2 protein-coding genes (1 of these 2 running past the window's edge) are annotated in these 24,002 nt (G+C 48.9%); both read right to left on the reverse strand.

The window, feature by feature from the left end; translation table 11 throughout:
• Positions 1 to 15: 15 nt before the first annotated feature.
• Positions 16 to 1,506: a hypothetical protein gene (locus EOPP23_RS17330; RefSeq protein ID WP_153767267.1), complete on the reverse strand. Its 1,491-nt coding sequence runs from the start codon at positions 1,504 to 1,506 to the stop codon at positions 16 to 18.
• Positions 1,503 to 24,002: the 3' portion of a LamG-like jellyroll fold domain-containing protein gene (locus tag EOPP23_RS17335; RefSeq protein WP_194842661.1), read on the reverse strand. 3,279 nt of this gene lie beyond the right edge of the window; only the last 22,500 of its 25,779 coding nucleotides appear in the window; its start codon lies off the right edge, out of view; the stop codon is at positions 1,503 to 1,505. The genes EOPP23_RS17330 and EOPP23_RS17335 overlap by 4 nt, the downstream gene beginning before the upstream one ends.

Here is a 24,002-nt window from a genome sequence, read left to right on the forward strand (position 1 = left end):
CTGCTCACAATATCGTTAAGGTGAGTATTTAATATTCAGGTTATTTATCTGTAACAATCCTCTATGAGACCCACAGAAGTTTGAATTTATACAGCCTTTTTTGTATTCAACGATACTGCCAACTACTGTCATCCCGACAATCGTTAATATCGAAAGTGGCACTATATAATACGAAGGGTTTACATAGCTTGGTGAGTGTTTATCTTCAGGGCTATCTCCTTCATCCATAACATCAACAATCCGGCTGTAAAACACTAGGGTATCGTCCATTGCGTCATTTCTTCTGCCGGCAATCACCAGTGTTCCACCTTGCCTGCTCAGCTCAACTGATCTTGGTAGTTCGGTATAAAGCCCAAGGTCTGTAATACCTAAAACACCTGCAGACTGTTTTAGCCAGTGTTTTTCGCTGTTTGCAGCCAGGCCTCTGATATAGGGGGCACTATCCGTAATCAGGTAAGCCGACTGTTTATTGTGCGACAGCACCATATCCACAGGACGATCAATGTCGGAGACCACCTGAGCTTCTTCCACGCTGCCATTTTCTCTTTGATTAAAAATGACAACCGATTGAAGGTCTCTATCTGCTACCAGTAACTGTCTGTTTAACACTCCTGTCCACTCGACAGCTACAGGCCTCTGCAACGACTGGCTGCGAGCAGTATAACTATTGGTATAGGCGAGGCGTTGATCATTTAATTGATAATGCTGAATACGACCTGACAATGGGCTGAAGGTATAAATATGTTGATCCGCTTTAACGACTCTATTGATGCCATTCAGTCCTGCCGTTTCGGCGTTTTGAAATGCAAAAGTGAAGGGCCTTTGCAGTGAAGTAATCTGACCCTCGGATGTACTGTTAATATTCAGCAGATGCAAAGAAGAACTCGCAAAGGCTCCAACCACTGCCTGACCTGTTTGAAAATCAACAGCCAACCCTTCAGGTCCGCTAAGGTCAGCAATTTTACGATGAGGCCCTGTATCCTCAATAACCGACTGATCCACCAATGAAGGAGACAGGCTCCAGAACACTGACTCACCCAATGCCTGAGTAAATAACAGTGTATTCGAATGCCTGCCGGTCGAGTCACTATTAGTGACCATAAAACGACTGCAGTCTTCAGCCAGCTCTATACCCGTTGGCGAACTCAACAAATCTATATGATTGACTCTGTAACGACTGTCGTCAGTAGAGCCGTAGGAACGACTCCCAACAAATACTTGATGCAGAGACCATTCAGAGGTGTCCCGGCCACTTCTCAATACCAGTATTGCACCGCTCTCTTTGGCCGCCAGAAACAGGTAATCAACACTCCTTTGGTGGCAGAGAGCCATATTGTCGACTTTTCTTAACAGTGTGCCGGGAATACCCAGAGATTCGGCATTAATGGCCGACTCAAATCGCCATTCAGGTAATGGCAAAGCATAGCCCGTCATTGACGATAGAACGGCAGCAACTGCCAGAACCAGGGAGCTCCGACGAGATTTAAATTCATTCAGGAATTTCATCGCTGACCTCCAAAATAGCTTGCTGTGGATGCCAGCGACTGATGGTTATTCACGGTCGCGACATTCTGCTGGGTTGGTTGAATGCCATCGGATTCACCGCTCCTGAAACTGGCCATTTCCTGAGTCAATAGTGCCAGAGAGTGCTTAACATTATTGATCTGGATCGATTCCAGACTGCTCTGGACATCGACAACAGAACAACGTCCCTTATACAAAGAGATATGTCGCTGCCCTTCACGAACTTCAATATGAATACCATTGAGATCTGCGTCATCCAACAGAACCAGTACATCATCACCGGCCTGGTCATCGATACGAACAGTTCCTGCAGCTACGTCAACCAGGTATTCGCTATCGACTTTACCCACTTCTTTGATGGTTTCCGTAGCGGATGCAATTTTTACAGTAGCTGTCGTTTTCTGATGATCTGGTTCAGTGAACTCATTGTCTGATTGCCACTCCAGGTTTTCGATACTTTCAAATAACCATTTAACGTGATTATTTACCGTAAGATTATTGGCCTCCATATCAATAACAACGGCTGTCCCCTGTGACTGTCTATAGGACAACGTGTCACTGCCACGGCCAGCATGAATAATGCCAGACAACCCGTAATGTTCGCGTCCAGGCTGGATTTCAAACCGGTCATCGCCATCAAAGGATACAAAATCGCCTGAAGTAATATTGGCAAAACGGTCAGCAGCACCCGTTCCCAGTTTGGGTCCCGGGAAATGTTTGCTTGAAGCAGGTTGATGGCCATAGCCACCTGTCACAGCAAAGGCTTCATGAACTTTCAACAGCTCAATCGGTGAATCTTTGGTGTTTGATAAATGCTGCCATCGCATTTCTGTGAACTGACAGAGGTCACTCACCTGCTGTCTTGATAGACTGATATGTCGTCTATTTGCCCCTGGTGATTCTGTACTGCTTTTTTCGGGTCGGTGACTGCGTTTGAAGATAAGTCGTTCGGTGCCAGCGCCAGAGAAGTAATCAGTAATCACCTCCCGCCATGTTTCTTCCAGAGAAACATGAGGATCCATGTTGACGGCACTGATATAAATAACCAGATCACTGCCTTGCCTGATCATTCGGGTATCGTCCAGCCAGGTTCGGAATAAGCGCTGAGGAAGGGCTGGATAACCCTGTACTTCAAGCGCAATATCCATTTCCGTTAACTCTCGAACAGGTTCGGTAATATGTTGATCACTTTCACCACAATTGACTTCCCTGAGGTCAACAATCACTCTGGACTCAGAAATGCTGTAATCGACTATACGCAACCAGTCCGGTACTGCATCCAGCCACTTCCTGCTGTCCTGCCTGAATAATTCGATATTGTTAATGAGTGCAACGATCAGATCATTACCCTGTTGATTAAAATAAACATCCTGTCTACAGGCAGTAATCTTCAGTCTCTTGACATCTTGAACCTCAAGTAGCATGACCCCGTCACCCGCAGTAAAATACGTATCTGCAGCTAAATTTTCCTCCGTTGACCGTCTTCTACGCTGAGGCCCCTCGTATGCACTGTCAGGGATTGTGGGTGGCTCTGTATACTCGGCAGGCGAATACGAATCCCTGATACTCGGTACTAAATCTGCAACAGGAATGTCACTACTGTCAGAAAAGGTGATTATCTGAGGAAATCCATTTTTTATAACCATCCCGGTCTCTTGATCCTCAAGCCTCAGGTGTGAAACCGTAGCTGTGGACAGAGTGTACAACTCCCTGACTTCATCATCAGTCAAAGCCCTTCGCTCAATCACAGGTGACTCAATGCTTCCACTAAGCCTGTTGTAGTAGATGCTTGAAGCTGAGTAACCCAGATAGTTGTAGCGCCTGACTTTAACAACAGGTACCACACCTTGGGTTTCATGGGTCATTTCACCATTCTGATACAGTTTCATGTAACCAGTATCATCTACGGTCACAGCAAGATGGCGTAATTCCCCGGGCTCTGCTCGATATAGAGTATCAATCTGGCTCCAGTCACCTCGTTCATTGCGAATGGCAAAGCGGATAAAATCTTCGTCTTCGGTCAGTCGACGTTCATATTCCTCCCAGGCTGGAATACCCTGGTTGCGATAAACATTCGCAAAATAGAGTCGAATCGCATCTCTGCTGCCACTGTCACTGAAATCCCAGACAATGCCGTGGTTGTAATCGTTTTTGCGCACCCATGCACTCAGAGTCATCGCGCCACCGGATTCAACCGCTGGTAAGTAACCGCCCTGATAAGGGTCCGTTAACAACATGGCCTGGTCTGGATTACCAAAACGATCCGCTGTCAGGGTGGTGCGACCATAGAGCTTAACCTTGCCCGGTAACGTAGCATCGCTATAGGCATATCTTGATACTTCACCGTTCTCGAGTCTTGGCGTTTCAAAGAAGGGTAAAGGGTGAGTCACATCCAGTGACCAGCCATCATTTCTGGCTGTATCAGGTAGTATCAACGTATTAAGCTGCTGACCAGGCCTGCCTGAATCAGATTCCAAAACAATGGTGTCCTGACCATCATTCAGCGACAGCTGATAAGTCACCAGACTCTGGCCGTAAAATCTGGAGATATCATTGCCAGCGTTCATGTCCAACCTGACACTGCCCTGCAAAACTTCTATTTCATCCGCTTGGGAAGTACCAGACAGTTGCCCACCTGAGGGACTGTTCAGCACAATAATCTCGGTATTCAGGAATGACCACTGATGGTCGCCTATCACAACCTGTTGATTATTGAGATCAACCGCAACACTTCCTGAACCATCAAGCATTAATCGATCATTTAAGCCAGGGCCACCATCAATCAGCCGACTGCTGTCAGAAACCGGAATTGAAACCAGATCCATTTCTACTATCCCGGAACCGTCTTCAGAAGAAGGAGCAGGAGCAGGAGTCGGGTTGCTCGGTGTCGGCACAGTTGAAACTGTTTCAGTGGTTGTCGCTGCTGCAGGCTCTGAATCATCATCCTGAAGAACAATGGTGTTATCGCCCTTCATGGCGAGAGTAATAATATAGTCAGCTGCCTGCAGTTCCTGATCGTTGCCATTCGAACCAACCAGCACCAGCGGTTTATACGACAACGCCAGTGAAGGTCGAACGGATGGCTCGATAGTAGGAATTTCAGTAGACGGTTGCTCATCGGGACTGTGACCAGATCCGGACTCACCTGAACCACCGCCGGAAGACTCCGACGGTTGACCTGTAGTTTGATCAGTTTCTGGTGCGGTCGTTACGCCTGTTGCAGTCCCGGTTGTTGCCGTCTGATCTGTTGCAGGTTGAGTTGTCGCGGATTGAGTTGTTGCGGGTTGATCCACGGTCACTGGTGTTGTAGTTGTTTCCGGTTCCTGATCAGCCGTCGTCGTCAGTGATTCATCCGGATCCTCCGGCCGTGTACTGTCCTGGTAGCCAATCAGATCAAATACTCTGGCAGCATTGAGTTCGTAAATAGATATTCTTTCTGCACTGACAGCAGCATCCGGATCAGAAAGATCAAGACGATAAGAACCGCTGTCAATAAACTCTTCCAGACGATCAGAGGCGGCCAGTGCAATTTTCTGCACAACACGATTATCAAGCGTCACCTCGGGAATTTCAGGTACGAAGCCTGAGCCAGCCTCATCAGTTACATCATCCAGCCCCCGCAGCAACTCATCGTTGATCAGTTTGACTCGCATGTCGACGGGGTTCAGGAAGTAATTCTCAATTTTAAGATCGTGAATTTCCTTGAGACTGACTTCCGACAAGTTCACCAGGTATTGTGAATACACCAGCAGATCATCACCATCGGCAATAAAGCGTACATCGAACAGGTTTTCCCGGGTTATCCAGTCAATTGTGTCAGGAAATGCCTGCACACGACGCTCAATTTCAGCCCGGGTGAATTCAGCGCCATCCACTTCAATCCAGACCGGCTGTTGGCCGGTGTAGTAGTCCTTGATGATCATATGGTCAGTCATTTCAGACCAACGGGTATTGGTGACATTCTTGTCGTAGGGTGAGAAATGAAGGTAGAGATCCTCACCTCGACGCTGAGCTATCAGGTTATCCTGAATAAAGCCGTCATTAAGCAGTATTTGCCCATAAGTACGACAGCTGCTGTCTAGAACAAGTGTTCCCAATCCTCTGGACATGTTGACATTATTGGACGAGAGATCGAGGCGTCGTGGTGAAACAGAGGTTGTTTCTGTCCTGATCAGATCTGACATATATCGACTGATAGTACCCCTGCCGCTGACGATACGACCATCACCAAAGAAAAGTGCGTCCGGCATGCCTCCGACAATATCCACATAGAAGTCAGGTGCTTCGGTACTTGTCAGTCTCCTGATACCTTCAGCAGCCAGCTCATTTGAATAACTTATCTCTATCAGTTTGCTGTCCAGTGTCTCATCAAAGACACCAACATCCTGAATCAAACCTTTAAATGTCGCACGATTCGGGGTACTGCTGGAACCTATAAAGTTATTGGTCCATTCATGAGCACCCACAGGGGTGATTTCCCGTGCACTCCCAAATGGCTGACCATCTTTAAAGAGTGTCAATGTGCTCTGGTTTAAGGTAACAGCGAAGTGTGCCCAGTCATTGCTGTCATTAAAATCACTGAAAGTAATGGCGTTGACAACGCTAATACCATCCCGTATTTCCACGTAAAGATCCTGAGCATGGGATCCAGTTGCAGATATCGAAATACGGGCACTGTTGTCATCACTGGATAACTCCACCAGTGCACCAGGCGCAGGGCTTGAAGCATCACGCTGATACCAGGCCATCAGTGTCAGTGCATCAGGATTGAGTGCTCTATTTAAGTAAAGTCGAGCTGGTATTTGGGTTCCGGTCGCCTGAATAGCCATGCGCTGATGGCGACCATTAACCTGTTGGGCTCCAGCTTCCAATACCGCTACGGTTTGAAGGGGTTGCTCTTCTAACCCACTGCCCGATCCACTGCCTGAACCTGAACCACTGGCGTCATTGAACAGGCTGCCTTCTGTCGTCGCGGGCAGAATGGGTACGCCCGCATAAGCCAGAGTGGCTCTTGCTTCATCGAAGGAGACATTAAACACTGTCAGTTTATTAAAATGACCTTGAGAGTTCCTCAGATCGAGAATGACCTGACTGTTACTGTCAGTGAACGCACGGTTATTACCGTCTCCGGGAATGAAGTAAGTCTTGCCGCAATAGGTTCTGAAATAGTCATTCTCGGTGCCGCCATCAAGCACCACGGTATTGTCAACACCGTCCTGACCGTCAGCGCCACAGAGCCTGATCAAGTGATCCTTACCGGCTCCAGCTGTCAGTTCCTGAGGGCCATGGCCATAATAGGTTCGAGCATTATCCTGACGAATATCGCTACCAAACCTCAGCTTCCTTTTCAGGTGTTCTGCAACCTGATTTCTGTTCAGCACATATTCAGGCAGATGTTGCTGTCCCTGGCCTGAACCGCTACCCGAGCCACTGCCAGAACCACTACCAGAATTTGCCACCTCCTGAAAACGACGCCTGAAATGTTCAGGTTCTGTTATTGGGCCATAGGTAGGTGCTTCTGTGGCATCGCTACTGTCACCACTGCTTTCATAGTCATAGTCGCGACTCCCGCTGCCATTGCCGGAAGCGGTTGGTATGGGTGCCGCTGGTGGCTGTGGCTGTGGCTGCGAAGTATCCAGTATTTTAATCTGGGTAAATCGAGCTGACAGATTTTCAACAAAATGCAATGTATTCATACTGCCATCAGCACGAATAATCTTCGGAATATGGGTCAGGTCGATGGTGACAATAACGATCTCTTTATGACTGATCGACAGTGTCATAAAGTCATCTGAAAGGGTAAATTCAAGGGAGTCTTTGGTAAATCCAGCGCCTTCAAGAATCAGGGTATTACCGAAATCTGCATCATGAATTTCAGAGCCTGCTGCCGCTTCTTTTATCCAGTAAGTATCACGGTTGTCACCACCGGCCAGATAATCCGCATCCTGATCTGCAATCAGGGTGTCCTTACCGCGGTTGCCCAGATGAATATCTCGTCCTGGACCACCAATTGTCAGCCCTCCATCAATCACGCCGTTGGCTCTGACAATCCATTTAGGGCGCAATATATCGTTGCCTTCATCGCCTCGAAGAACACTGTAAACACCCACTGCGCCTCTGATGTCATCATTAAACGGTGAGCCGCTGATATTTTCAAAGTTATCAAAGCGAGTATGGATTTCACCCGTAGACGCACCATTGAATAAATAACGGGCGCTGCCTTTTCTGGCAGAAGAACCTGCAGCAGGTCGCTCAGTATCTTCAAGCTGAATAAGCAGGCCAGTCAGGTTTGGCATGCTGGTAAAAGGCGTTTCTCTGGTTAAAAGACTGAAGTCGATGGTATCGGTATCATCACCACCGTCCGCATAAGATCCAAAGGCAGGATCGGGCAGATAGGCTTCCAGATAATGTCCGCCTATGAACTCCCTGCGACTCAACCCCATCTGAACCCAGTCATCACCAGCCAGAGTTCGGATCTGATCCAGTCCGCTGACGCCATTGATAAAGTTTTTGCCATTGGTGCCTGTCACGGTATCGTGACGAGACGTACCAATGAAATTCTCCGCGTTAGCTAATCTGAATGCCGGGCCTTGTCGATCAACAGGAATAAGCCAGGAAATAGGTGTCCAGAGCTGCCGCGCAGAAGTACCGCGCATGTCGTAGGTAATACCAATTGAGCTGTAGTTTTGAGTCGTTGTACCGGCAAAATTAACGGTATCAAGACCAGAGCCAAGATCTATATCGAGATCTGCCGTCAGTTCACCCGTAATAGTGACTGAGTCCGAACCCCGGTAAGTTCGGATTTTGGCTCTGCCACCACCGCCGTAGCTGATTTCATTGTTGCTCGCATCACCCTTGACAACAAAATCTACCGTGTCAGGGGCCGAGACACCGTGAACATTTGGCACATGGTCAGTAAACGTAATCCGGGTTGCACCATCACTGTCGCGTAGCTCCCAGGTGTGAAGAATGACATCATTCTTCAAATCCGCATTCACTGAGATCAAGTCATAACGATCAGCGATCGGCACTGGCTGAGCAGAGCTGGTATCAATGCGATAACGAACAGTGCTCGTATGCCTGCTGTAATCAACAATGTTGTAGCTGCCATCATGACCGATAATATGTTTGCCACGGCCAGTTTCGAAGTTGCCCGGACCAGAGATAACCCTGTTACGTCCAGGTCCTGTGAATACATCATCCGAACCACCGCCTAACACAAAGGTATTATTATCATCGGTGCCATAGAAGGTTTCGGTGGCATCAGTTCCCTGAATCCCTTCAATATTGGTGAATACACTGCCATCGTCATTAATCGAACTCAGATCCATGATCTTATCCGGCAACAGCCGGTCAAACTCCATAGGCTTCAGGTCATACAGTTCCTGACGACTGTTTCGGTCAAAGACTTTAACTTCAACAGACATCAGCTCAACGACCTTGTGACCCACTGAAGTATTCAAAAACAGATCCGATAGACTCCAGCTGGTCTTGGCTTCATCCTGCCAGTTGAATACGTCGTAACGTGAAACCCGATAAGGCAACTGGAATTTGGTGGAGTCACTTCTCAGCGTGTGTTCATTACCCTGACTGTAGATAGCCCGGGTACCATCTGTGAGGTCATTGTAGAGTGTTGGTACACGCAGCTGGAAACGAGTCGTTGGAGCGATATATCGCTTCTCTGTCCGGCCATCAACCTGCAGCGTAATCGTGTAAAGTGCCGCTGTATGCTGAATCCCGTTGTAATCATAAGAGGCATGCAGATCAATACTCTGGTTCTGCAGGTTTATGCTGTACGGCTTCCAACGGGCACTCTGTGCCATCGCATCAGGCTGGTTAGGTAGATGCAGGTACATATCATAAACCGGGGCTTCATCATTGATCACCCAGTCAAAGTCATCACCACCGTCGAAAAGTTTTCTGCCCGGAGTGATAACAAAAGTATCACTGCCACCATACCCATAAGCCTGATCAAACCCCGTCAGTCCCTTGAAACGGTTGTTCTCGTCATTACCGTGGAATACATCATCAAACCTGGTACCAATCACCGACTCTACATTGTTGTATACATTGCCGAGCGACAGGTCCCTGTTCCGCATATCAATGGTGATGCCACTCTTCAGATTTTTGAAGCTGGCAGTATCATTATCCTCACCACCATCAATCAGGTTATTACCCAAACCTGGTTGTATAAAATCATTATCCGGACCGCCAAAGAAGCTCTGTCCCTCATCACTGTTGCTAATGAGACTATCCGCACCTTCCCTGCCTTCAAACCGACCTGTACCGCCCTGCCCGGTAAGAGTATTTGGATGACGATCTCCCTTCACGACATTCGAGTTCTGAGCAGCATCGACATTTTCAAAATTTTGAATCGAGCCTTGAGTACGAAGCTGATCAAGAATGACAGAGAAAACACGGGACAACTCCGAGCCACGATCGCCCAGAGTTGCCAGTTGATTGACATCAAAGACCATCATGACCGGCTTGTTGCCGCCCAGATAATCAGGCTCAACAGATGGACTACAGTCATTGCTGGCATCACAGGCGGTACTGATAAAGACCAGTTTGGCGCTGTCACCGGTTACACGAATGTTGTTATGGTGATCGGTGTATTCAACCTGCTGCAAGGGGCTGATGGCGTACAGGTCACCCACCCAGTAATCATTGCGCAGCAATACATCCTGAACCGCTAAATATTCGTCAGAACAACTCAGGTGGATTGGACAGTCAGCTGTGCCCACCCGTTGAATTATGGTTTCTCGCTCTGTGCCCCTGCCAGGCCACCTGCTGGCATCCCCCCAGTTTCTACCACGGGTTCCTACACCAATGGCCGCATGGCCCAGACGATAGGTGGTTTCTCGATTCCAGGTCAACTGCTTGAAGGCTTCAAACATATCCCGAATACCGGAGCCATAAACCCTTTGCCCTTGTTCATTATTAGTGTCACTGAACTCTCTCAGCGACTCATAAGGCACCAGATTGATATCAGCAGGTACTGTACGATCCTGAATATCATCCCTGTTAAGCAGGTAATTCTGCTGTATCTCATCAAAATCAGCCGTCAGGAAGTAGTTAAGCGACTGTCGTATGTACCCTTCAGTACCGGCTTGCTGCCAGATATCCCGGACGGACGAATAAGAGAAGGTTTCCGGGTTACCCTGGCGAATGCTGTAGGTTCGGTCAGTGTTTTTGTGGGTGTATTCAAGCTCTATAACATTAGCAAACAGACCTTTAGGGTAATAATCTGCTGCACGCGGAGTCCCGGTATGGTTGCTGATAGGTATGCTGAAGTGTTCATTGTCATTGTATGACTGGCTTCGCAGGTTTTCCCGCAGCAGATTATTTACCTGGCCAGCGGCAAGATCAACTTCAAGAAATGGTCTGTCTCTGAAGGCTGCAGTAAAATTACCTGTTTTACTCAAATCATTGGCATCAAGATCCAGAGTAGGCAGCACCAGTGTGTCGCCTGTTCCGCCCTGACCATCGGCCAGAATGGCACCGGTACCCGGGTGCCCAAAGTCGTTACCCGCTCCGGTTCGTATTGCACCGGCATCAAAACCGTCATCGATAATGTCACGACCATCGTCGCCTGCTAGGTTATCAACCCCACCTTCACCGTACACGGCATCATTACCAAATCCGGCACTGGCTCTGTCCGCACCAGGGCCAAGAAAAGCAATATCATCACCTTCACCCAGAATTACATTCTGATCAGCAACGCCACTCAACCTGATGTAGTCATCGCCACGAGTTCCGGCCACAACTCTGTCAAAAGAAGTCAGATCCAGCAGTGCCAGACCTCTGTTACCTTCCTCATAAAGGCTTTCAAGCACCTGGAAAATATTCAGCAGATCATCCTGATAAGGGTTATCAACCCCAAGACTCAGGGCGTCAATAACATACCGGACAACCCGATATCCCTGATCGTTGAAATCACTGACGATACTATTGAAGCTTTCACGGAATTCAGATGAACCAAGCACCGTCTCAAAATTCTGTGACGCATTGGCTGCCGGTACAAAGAAAGACATCACCAGCTGCACCAGCGATATCACCGTAGCAATAACATCGACCAGGGCACCGATGGGTGCCAGAATCTGGGTTGTATCCAGTACGAAACTGATACCATCCAGTGCCAGACCCAGGGCATCAAGCACCAGGTTAGCGGTATGGAAAGCTACCTGCGCATCATTACCATGTCTCAGGGCATTATCCAGATCTCTGGACGTTGAGATAATGGCGTAAGTACCCGCACCAATCGATACCAGGTTACCACCCATGCTGGCAAAGCGAACAGCGTAGGTCGTCACTTTGGCACTGACTGCCACAGCTCTGGTTGACGAGATAATCCCTTTTACTGTTGCTTTGGTGACTATTTTGGGGACTACTTTTGCCGCAACAGAGGTCGCAATACCCGCTGTACCGACAATAATCCCTGCACCACCAAAGCTCATGCCGGCAATGGCAAAGATCTTGCTTTCCGTATCCAGCTGATCAAAGCCTCCGGCCAGATCCATAGCGCCCTTAATAGTGGAGTAAGCACCATAAGCCAGCTGCGCACCACCAACAATGGACTTGATGCCAGACACGTATTTGTTATCAATCGCCAGACCCAGCTTCTGCATATAAAAGCTGTTATCAATGCGGCTAATAATTTTTCTTATACCCCGGGTATTCCAGTAACTTCTGGAAATCTTCGGCGCAGGCACATTGGTATTAAAACTGTCTTTGAACGACGCTGTACTTATATCATCAAGAACCGTTCTGAATTCGGCGTTATTATTCAGTGCATCACGAATGACGTCCAAATCTACCGCAACATCCGGGTCTACTGCCTTGAGTCGGCGTATGGAGTCATCCAGCAATTGCTGAGGCGTTCTGCGCTGTTCTGGCAAAGCCAAAGCTTCTGATACCAGAGTATCGAGGATACTTTTCTGCAGTGCTCCATTACTGGCTATATCCTCAGGTACAACCGTCGACCGACGAAGTTCAAACTGGTCAACAATATCCTGCTGCAATACATGCCGGGGATTACTCTGGTCAATATAATCACTGAGTTTGAAGCCAATGGCATCTTCATCAAAATCAGGCAGCGGTGACTCATCAACCGCCCTGTCCAGAGCAGTAATGAAATCATCATTGCTGAGTGATGCATCCAGCTCAGCCCCTATTTGATCGAGCTGCGCAATGGTTCTGGACAAGTCAGAACTGTCATCCGAAGGCACTTCATGAAGTTCCGGAAACTGCCTTCTTACGTCACTCAGTCGATCGTTAAGAACCGTCAGATCAATATCCAGAAAATCATTGGCTGCATCGAAATTCTGGGCATCAAAGGCAGTCAATGACCGCAGCACCTGCTGATTAATCTGTCTGGACAGACCTGTTTCACCAATTTCAGCAAGATCAAGAGAGATTGACTGGAAAGTCAGAATACGGTCCAGCAAGCCGTTAACGGACAAACGACCTTTTGCCGGCAGAATATCACTGCCGTCTATCCGTGGACGAAGGGAAATCAGATCAACAGAACAAAGGTTGCCTTCACAACCCGCCGGATTCAGCAAATAAGACGACAGTTTTTCAGTGGCTCTACCTCGAACCTGTGCAGCCCAACCATCACCGTCATTGTCTCCGACACCAATAACAATACGGTTTTCCTGGCGCAATGAGAAAGACGCATCAAAACCAACATCATTTCTCAGCTGTACAGTAACCCTGTCAGAACCTGTACCGAATTCAAAGCGGGCATCATCGCCAATACTTCCAAGCAGGCCACCCAGTTCTCTCTGGCTGGCTTCAGACAGGGGATGCCCTGCTGCTATTTCCTGCAGTAAAACAGGCAAACGGCGCTGGGAAATACTGTCGGACAGCTGCTGGTTACTGCTGACAACCGCTGCTCTCTGGACATCATTGCTGGTGGCGCTGACTTTCAACGTCGCCTGCTCGGCAAAGGTCTTACTGACTGATTCCAGTTGTGATGAAGTTAATGCATCCAGCGACGTATTTAACTGTTGTCTGATTTCTGCTCTGACACCGGTATTCTCTGTCTGCAAGGATTGCTGAACGTTGTTAACCCAGGCTCGGGTCACATCAGCATTCACACCAGGTCCTTCTGTACCTTGCATCAACCTGATGCGACCATTCTCACCGGTTGCTTCCGGGGTATTGGTTAATATGCCGTTAAAGTCGTTAAACGTTCGACGGACTTCTAGAATGACGAAGCTTTCACTACCACTGCTGTTGGTGTAAACCGGTCTTCTGGAAGGTTCATTGATGGCTCCGGTCAGAGCAACTATTTCACTGTCAGGCAGTATCGAGATGAAATCAGAGTTACGACCACTCTCACCTAATCTGAACTTCGAGTCTGAAATAGATGAATCCTGAACCCGATCAAAACGTGCTGAAAGCGTGCTTTCAAAAGTACCGGTCACCCTTTCACTGGTCAGGGAAAGATCCAGTTTTTCAGCCGCCGGTTTATTGAAGACTTCTCTGGAAGCAGTATCAATAGATCGGTTCAGTTCAGCTCTGAAGCCTGAATTCGGTGTATCGAGCGAACTGTCTACATAGGTCTTAAGCGTTCTGATATCCGTATCACTGAGCACAGAAGCGACTGCATCGGCCGATCCTGCTCGTAACAGGCTGTCCAGTTTGGTTTTATCTGCCCTGCCGCCGGGGAACTGACTGTGCATCAATTCCTGCAACACGACCATGGTCATCAAAGATTTGATTTCAGCGCTGGGGGCACTGGTCACCAGCCCTGCAAGACGGTTACCTTCTATTTGTGACTGTTTAACCAGCGACCGTTGCACTGCGCTGGTGCCTGCCAGCTGATCGATGCCAGAAAACACATCGCCAATCCGCTTAAACTCAATAGCGATATTGGTTTGCACGGCTCGCTCATTAGGACTTAAGCCAATAACAGAAGGTGCCAGTGTATAGTCAGGCAATACCACATCTGTCAATCTATAAGGTTGCCCGGCATCACCCATCCGTTGTTCTAGCTTGGCATTAAAACTATCGGCAACCTGCTGAACCCGCGATCCTGTTTCGAGGTCCGGTATTTCACCCAGTGTTTCTACCAGAATGTCTCTGGCCTGATAGAACTCGGGAGGTGTTGTACCCGAGCCCTGATGATAGTTGTCGCTTTGCTGAGGGCCATAAACAACTTCAAGCCGGGTCTGACCAACAAAACCCTGATCAACCGTCAAGGCCAGTCGACTGACACCGGCATCAGTCGTGCCGGTTCTAGCTAAGACTTCCCGAGGTGCATTAGCGTCATAACGGCTGTTACCACTGGCATCCTCGACTTTAAAGGCATAAAACTCTTCTTCAAAACCAATGCGCTGTGGAGTCGCATCCTGCTCAGGAACCGGAACATCCGGCGCAGCCTCATAGCTGAGCTCCGGTAACCCGAGGTCACCTCTGAAATCATTCTGTATACTTTTTATCTGCTTCTCAGTAATGACCCTGTATTCACCACTGACCTGTTCACTGGCCTGATACACCTGACGCAGGAAGTCTGTCGAACGACTCAGAAAACCATCAATCTGCTCATAGTTAGGCCTTGGCCCATTAAAACCCGGGTCAACATGAACCGTACTGAATGAACCCTGCCCCCTGACAACAGCATCCGCATCACTCCATGCGGATGGGAGTCGAGAAGTAGTTGATGCTGGTAAGTTATCCGGGGTATCGAGTACCAACAGAAGTCGAGTTTCATCGTCTATACGAAGGTGAGCATTATCAGTTGTTCTGATCGTGCCTGAACTAACAAGGTCATCAATACTCGCAGGTCGTGATGATGGGGTATTGTCTCTGAAGGTATCAGCTGTTGTTTCACCCAGCTCGTTTATAAAGGATGCAGATAGAACAGTATTGAGGTCAGACAACCGCGCTTCATAATCAGGTACTCGGCTCTGATACTCCGGCGATACGTAATACTGAATCTCCGGATAAACCTGATTGCTGTAGAGCAGGCCTTTTGAAATGGCCGGTGCTTCTATCGCTCTTGCAGAGACATCAGCAACATTGACCATATCACTGACAGCAGAACCCTCATTAGCAACAACAACACGAGTGTCAACACTGCCAGCACCACCATCAGAGCGTACTTCTATTCCCAGAATCCGACGGCTGCCATCCTGCTGGGAAACAATATTATGTCGTTCAGCAGTAGGTCCCGCATCAGGCAATAAATCACCGTCACCCAGTGGCCAGCCTCGATGAGTATTACCGTCACTGGAAAGATCAAGAGATTGGTAAAGTTCACCGGTAGCGGTTTTTTTGAGTACCGTTACATGACTGTCTCCTGCCTCAGGGGTATAAGGCTCAACAGCGCCGAGTTGTGGCGTTGCTGACAGGGCATCCCGCGGACGATTGCTGGTCACCCTTCTCTGCCCGGTTATATCTCCGGCTTCATTAAGCTCCAGTAAATAAAGGTTGCCCCCCCTACGGTTAAAGTCGACTTCTTCAATGGTATTATCAGGCAGTGCCTGAACCGTACGACTGGCCTGATCGACTTCAGATTCCAGAGTGGCTGAAACATCAATATCCTCATTCAGGACTGCGCTGTTTCTGGTACTGCAACCATCCACCTGTCTCGCACAACGAGCAGGAATTCTCGGTCTGAAGGCCAGTTGTGGGCCATCCTGTGAGTTTCTGAGGATCTGGTAACCGGTAAGATTCAGGTTCTCACCACCCTCTGTCACCATAAAACGTCTTGAAGAGGCGTCACCTGTCCCCGGTTTTTCTACAACAGCATTAGCCCGCTGTCGCATGGGCAGGAGAGCGTCTACCTCAGAAGGATCAAAAACCCTGAAAGGCGAACCTGAATCATCGGCCACGACACGGGCAAGGCCGTCATCGCCATTAACTGAACGCTGGTCACGGCCTATCTGTGCGCCCAGACGGTCCAGCTCCAGTATCAACTGTGTATCACTGACATCAACACGGTTGCGTAAATCCTGAATGACATCTCTTGGCAGTTCTGAACGGAAAGCCTGTCGTGTGTTGCCTGCAGGCAGATCTTTTGTAGCCTTAAGCAAAGCCTGAGTAAAGGTCGAGCCAGCCGCATCATCGGGATGAGCGCTGAGCCAGTTATTGGCTCTGGATACAGCCTGATTCAGGGTATCACCGCCAGCTTCATGCAGTGATTTAAGCGCTGTAATAAAGTCGGACTGACTGTTGCCTTCGACAATCTGAATGTTGTGACGACCGGAACTGGCCAGAGAGTGATAAAGTGTATCCGTATTGTCAGGCAGCCTGACCATATTGAAGCTTTCATCAAAGCCAATATGCTGTCCCAGACGCAACTCGGTATCACCCACCCGGAATGTGCTTTGCGCTAACCCTCGTGCAATAGCACCACTGTCCTGATCAAAAGAGCTGACGAAAGCTGCACCGTAAAGTTCTGATATCCTCTGGCTGCTGATCTCAACAGCGGTACTGGCTAAATCTTTAGTGCCCACTCTAACGAGCAGTTTACCGTCGCTGGCATCCGGAAAATCAAGCCGGCTCTGGTTCAGGTTCAGCTCAGCATCAATAACAATATCAATAACCCGGTTCGGTTGAGCGGACGCTTCCAAACCCAGTTGCTCAAGCTGAAGGTTGAATTGTCGGCTCTTACCGCCAATGCTTCCCCTGTTCGAGAGTTCACCAAAGAAATTGATGTCCGACTGAACCGCATTGGTACGCTGGGAACCGGTATTCTGGGCTCTCAGATAACTGTCGATATCAACAATAAGGTTTGTTTCGGGCAACCTTGTACGAATCTGTTCGGTGCCGATCTCCAGACGGAAGCCTGGATTACTGCCCTGATCAGTTATACGACGATAGCCACTGCCTGAGTCCCTGAAGTCCAGATCATCCCTGACGCCTATGACCAGTCTTGAGTTGTCCGTACCTGTCAGTCGGGTTCGGCGGTTACTCTGCGTCTGATCAAGCTCTACCGTCAACTGCCGACCATCGGACAACATCACGCGGTGTTCCGTGTCAGCTGGCAACAACTCCAGTAATTGATTAAGACGTCGTGTTTCCTGGGCTGACGGCTGGCGGTTATTTTGTAGTTCTGTGGCTATATCCTGCAGCCGCTTATTCACCAGAACCAGTGAAACAGGCTCAAGAGCATCAACAATAGCCTGTCGATTGATGCCAATTTCTTCAGAGAAATGACTCTGGTACTGGGATACCGTCGTTTCAAGGCTGGTTCTCTGCTCTACATTCAGACTGTTAACGGCCTTGCCTGCTTGCTCACTCAACCATGGTTTATGAGAGTCATAAGCATCAGAGTGAGCGTTCAGGAGCGCATCCATAAACGCTCTATTGACGTCGGAATCGGTACCCAGAAGTTCAGGGTTCTGGAAGAGCTTTATCGATCCGGTTGCTCCCAGATCATTAGGAGACGATGACCGCAACTGGTTGATTACATGCCGTCCCTTACGAACTTCTGCAACAACAAAGTAATGACCGTTGTTTTCAACAACAGGAATTCTTGACGGTGCATTAATAACATCAAGTTCGAAAATTTTACGCTGAGTTTCCTGATCTCCGGGTAGAGAGAAATAGCTGTTTCCGTCGGTATTAGGAATTACAGTACGACCATGGTTAACTCGATAATCAAGCAGGTCACCAAACTGGTTCGATACTCTGACGGCCAGGGCATCAGCATCGACACTCAAGTGTTCGGTATAATTGTCACCGTACACAGTACGGCCGATATCATTAAGGCTGTCCCGGACCTGCGTCGTAAACCTTTCGGTGCCGACACTATCCACATACGCTTTCAGCTGTGCGGCGTCAGTATTGCTGATAATTGTGGCAATACCATCGGCGGTACCGACTCTGAGCTGACTAACCACATCATGCTTGGATATCTTGAAATCCGGTGTGGTTGCATCCAGTACCGATTTAAACAAAAACTCCGTCAGTAATGACCGAACTGCAGGCGAAGCATCCGTTGATATATCCGTGGACAGTGAAGAAGCACTGAATTGTGCACTTCTGAACAGGTCTCCATGAACACCATCGCCGTCCACAAACAGTGAGTCTATTCCTGAAAGCGGGTTACCAATAGCATCATAATCCAGAGAAATATTGGTTTGAGCGGCTTTCCTTTCGCCAAACACGTCAACTGATCGCTGCAGATAGTTGATTGGTGTAGCGCCATAATCACCTGCGACGTCCAGCTTGAATGTATTGGCGGCCTCTACTCCTACCTTTCGTTCAAGACGGGAATTGTAAGTATCAACCACCTCTCGCACTGTCGATTTTTTGCTGGTGGATATCTCATCAAGCACTGTGTCCAGTATCTCTCTGGCAACAAAATAACCCCGAGTATTGTTGTAACCATCGGTTGTCAGTGGTGCAGAAATCAGCTCAATAACGCGGTGTCCTTCGACACCATCAACGGTCATTGACAAGAGAGGGTAGCTTCTAACACTGGCATTTGGTGTTTTGGCCAGAATTTCCCGTAATGGTGCTTCCGGGCTGAGATGATGAATTTCCTGCTCAAAACCAATTCGACCCGGAGTTGGATCTGTAGCGACACTGCCAAGAGTATCCGAACTGAGAATCGGCGGAAGAGAGATCTGCTGCCTGATCGATTGTTCTGTGCTCTCAATATTAAACACCTGACTGTCTGCGCTCTGAGGCGGTGACATCTGGTGAGCACTTTCAGCAAGCTGAGTCATAAGGACAGATGCTTCGGAAAGTGCATCTATATTGTTTAAACGGCTGTAGTGACTCGGGTCGACATTTAACACGCTGGGGCTGGCAGAAGCGCCGGTTCCAATAGCAACCGGACGGGATACATTGGCTTCCGGAGCAAGGACTATCAGCTGACGAACCGTATCTGGAACAGGGGCAAAGTCGGCAGTTTGGCCAGTTCTCAAGCTTGTAGACGTGAGGGTACCTGAGCTGATCAGGTCTCCGATACTGGGAATTCTGCCATCAATATCGGGGTTCTGCAGAGCTCTGAGATAATCTCCGCCCTGGCTGGCTCCTGTCGTACGTTGCTGCTCAGGCACCGATAAGTCAGGAACAAAAGAACTTAATGTGCTCCGAACCAGATCTATGCCCGCGGCATACTCACCACCATTGGCCTGGTAATACTCGGGACTGACATACACAGCAACTCTTGCGTCGCCGGTGCCACCATATTCAGCAGGTGACAGAGTGACCAGCAGGCCTTTAAATTCAGCAACACTGGCAGGGACAGCAGGGCGAACTGTCTCTACGGTGGTTCTCGCCAGAGACACCACACTGTCAATACCAGCAGCAGTGACGGAATCTGCCAGACTGACCGCTCTTTCTGCACGGACAGCTTCCGGTGCATCAAAGGTGACAGCATAATCAGTATTTCTGGTGGTAGCAGGGTCCTGATTATCAAAGGCAACTACTGAGCGACTGATGTCCGATGCTTCCGAGTTTCTTCTTGGCATCAGCTGGGCAGAAACCGTATCAGAATCCGGAACATCCAGCACCGCATAGTCATTCGATGTGTTTTCAATAACCTGCTGTATACGCTGACCAGGCGTTTCATCAGTCAGTACCGCATAAGGGTTATCCGTCACCGGTACCCGACTGTTGTCGGCCGGATTTTCCAGTACCCCGTAATCATTAGCAGCAGGCGTTACTCTTAAAACCCTTTGTCCACTTTCCGGCTGATCGCTTCTGTAGACCGAATCCACACCCTGCTCTACAGAATCAACTTCCAGCACTTGATAAGCATCAGATTGACCTGGAACAGGGCCCAGATTGTAATAGGTATGGTCACCCTGCCGGATAAATTCATGTTTCTGTTGCCGGGAAATACTCTGTGATTGAGGACTGAGCAGACCATCATCACCGATAACTCTCAGCCCGGACTTTGAGCCTGTAACGTCCCCTAATACTTCCTTGGCTGGTTGCCCTATCTGGGTAACCACTTCAACCAGACGAACAGAGTCTGATAAAGTCAGCTCAGATACACGCCCAAGTTCAGAAGACACCCGATCCAGCACACCATGAACAGAACCTGTAGTAACTTCCTGAACACGATACCGCCCCCCTTCTGCATCGAGCGTGGCCTGTACATGATAAAGGCGCTCACCCTCAACAACGAACTGGTAGCTTGTTTTTTCGGCGGTACTCTCAAAAGTCAGTGGTTTTGTATCTTTCGCCGGGTTCAGTTCCACTGTCGAGAAGTTGCCATCGGCGTCATCATAAACCTGGAAAAAGCGCCCATTAGCATCTTCAAGCACATTAACCATTCGCGCACTTTCAGAAAGATTTAACCGAAACTCTGAGCCAAGTTCTGCGTCACTTGCGAACATATTGTAAGTAAGGACTTCACGAACATAGAAATCGATATTGTCCTGACGCAGAGTAAAACCGTCTTCAAGCGTGACTACCCTGTTGTCCCTGCGAGTAGACTCAATAACATAAAGTCGATCATCCTGCTCTACAAAACGGTGCTGGGTTTGCACGTCAGGAATCAGGCCATCAAGCCCTCTATTGCTGCCAACCAGCTCACCCAGATGGGTGTAGACATCATCCTGAGCGTTGATTCGTCTTACTACAAACTGGTTGTCACCGGAACTGTCCTGAACCACCAGATAACGATGAGTCGGATCATCGGCACTGGTAATAATCTGGTAAGGTGTTGCAGAAATATCTTCCGGTGTAATGACCAGTGTCTGTCGGTTATTACCGTCCTGAATTACGACTTCAATGCGAACGGTATCCGGAAGCGCGCCCCCTGCTTCGGAGGGATCCAGTGCAAAGTGAGCCTGATTATTGCTATCAAATATAACTTCAGCGGCACCGTCATTACCCCTGACTGATCTCTGGTCAGATTCATAACGCTGGTTCAGATCAGCCAGATCCTGACGCAATTCACCATCAACGCCATTGAGGTCACCCTGCAACAACAGCCGCAGGTTCTCTTCGCCAATAGCCGCCCGGAAGTTACTCTGATTATCCCAACCTTCCAGATTACTGTGGTAGTCCAGTATGCCTTTGACGAAGTTCTCTGCACTGATCTCAGGATTATTGCGCAGGTGATCAAAAGCATCCGTTAATGCTGCTCTGACCGAACCTTCACCCTGGACCTCAAGGAACTGCAAGGCAGATAAGTAGTCATTCTGCGTGCCAGGTCTTAAGCCAAGATCACTGGCACTGGCATCAATAAGCTGACGATAAATACCGTCCTGACTTCCCGGAACTACAGCTCGGTTAAGAGACTGATTAAGTCCGATGGAATCGCCAAGCTGAATAATGGTTTCTGCCGTCGGCCAGATATCTCTTGCAGCATTCACTACCGCATCGGGCGTATCACTCTGGGTCAGACTCTTTAACTGAGCAACCCCGTATAACGAATCAAAGACGTTTTCCACACTTTCAGACGGGAGCACTGAACGCTGATCAACATCATCAAGGTCGACTTTCGGCGTGACATCCTGCAGGCCCAGCTCCAGACGGATGAAACGCTGGTCATCAGTTCCGGTTTTAACAGACACCTGACTTGTGTGAAGGGCACTGTCCGGTTTCAGCTGAATTTCAATGGGCAGGCCATCAGTGCTTAGTTTTGCACCGTCAGACCCATAGGCTCGTCCCAAAAAGCCAACAACATTATCGTTAAAGCGGTTGTCAGTCGTGAACAGCTCAGTAACCCGGCTGATGTCTTCCTGAAGCTGATTTCTGCCAATATGACCTGCTGCAAGCGCCTGATCGTAATCAGCCAGATCAATGACTATCTCCACACGTTTCAGAGTGCTTGAGCGATATTCACTTTCAGGAACAACCACAATCCTTAAGGTGGAGTCACTGTTATCTACGACGGTGTAGCGACCCCGGATATCATAATCACTGTAATGCAGACCATTATCGAGGGTAGTGAGAGGCGACCGTGACACTATCTGGGTCGGGCGTCTGGCAGGTATCGAGTTAAATGTCGCTTCCGTATTCTGTCGGGCAAACTCGACGGCTCGTTCCGGATCATAACGGCGCTTTACCACTATCTCGGCGTTGTTCAGCAAGCGTTTTTTACGTGCCGCAGCAAAATCAGGTGTAACCTGTTCACCTTCATGGCTGTAGCTTCGGTTGACATAAGTCAGGAACCCTTCTGCCACATCATAATATTTGATGACATCCAGCGCCTGCTGGAAATCCTGACTCTGAAAAATCCGGCCTTCACTGTCAATGAACAGTATTTTGTCGTCCAGTTCCGGATAGTTAAGGTTGTCCTGTTCAATGCCGTGCTGCACCAGCTTGGGTCTGCCCAGTGCAAGTGCATCGGCATTCAGGCGGTCACTGATGGTCTTTTGATAGTCAATAGTACGACCCAGTTCAGGGTCAAACTTACGTCTTTGCGCCTGACCCAGCCCCACCATGACCTTATCAATGGCGGCACGCCATCTGAGCTCTGCAAAACTGGGGAAATCGATTCCACCCTGTCGTTTCGATGTACTGCGGGTATAAGACAGTGGCAGTTTTTCAGCACCGGCCGGACTCCTGATTGCAACATCAATACTTTTCTTGAACAGACCAAAAAGGTCAGCATCTGCAGTCAGGTATTTTGTGGTGCCTGCTTCCTGCTCAGCCATAACCCTGAGTGGGCGATACTCGGAAAAATCTGTATGGGTTCGACTGTACTCTGTGCTTCGGTATTCAACATTAAACAGTGATGGACGATCCGAAGCGGTCAGGCGATATTCGAATTCGACATCAGCACCATTAACTGCTTTTCTACCGGTGACGTACCAGGCGCTATCATTGTCATCAAAGTGAAGGTTATCGTTCAGCTTATGTTGCTGAATACGACGCCGAACAGCATCCAGGCTGACTTCCATCTGAACGGCCAGAGCCGTGCCTTTATCTACTGCGCCACGGTTATTGTTATTACCTGCAGTAACGTCAACAGGTTTACCCACTTTCTTGGAAAGTTCTGCATCAAAAGGAATCAGGCCTGACTGAAGACCCCAGTCTGAAGATTTACCTTTAACACCCAACCCTTTAGTGGCGAACTCAATGCCATCACCCAGTCCGAGATCAAGCAGGTCGGCGGCATCCTGGTTAACCGGCCGGATGGCGATAACCGCTCTCTCACGCTGAGCGGTAACACTCCATGCACGGGCGACGTCCTCAGGAATACCCGAAGCCTTTATAGCCGCATCACCCCAGGTTAACTCCCCCACCAGAGATTCCGGTGAGCGAGCAGTACTGGCTCCTCCTAATGAACAGGAGTCACCACCACGCTTACAGCGCAGCCTGTTAACATCCAGTTGTCGTATATCGTCGGTCGAGAAAGATTCCAGTAACTCACTGGTGTTGATATCAAAAACAGCCGTTCGGTCTTCAGTGGTGACTACCTGCAGGACATTGTATTCGCCAGGCTGATCACCCGGTGTTCGAACCACCATGGATTCAAACTGATCCGCCTGTGGTGGTAACTGATAAGTGTCCTGAGCCGTAGTGATGTCACTGATATGCCTGAAGCTTCT

The sequence above is a fragment of the Endozoicomonas sp. OPT23 genome (genome assembly GCF_009653635.1).
Taxonomy (GTDB): domain Bacteria; phylum Pseudomonadota; class Gammaproteobacteria; order Pseudomonadales; family Endozoicomonadaceae; genus Endozoicomonas_A.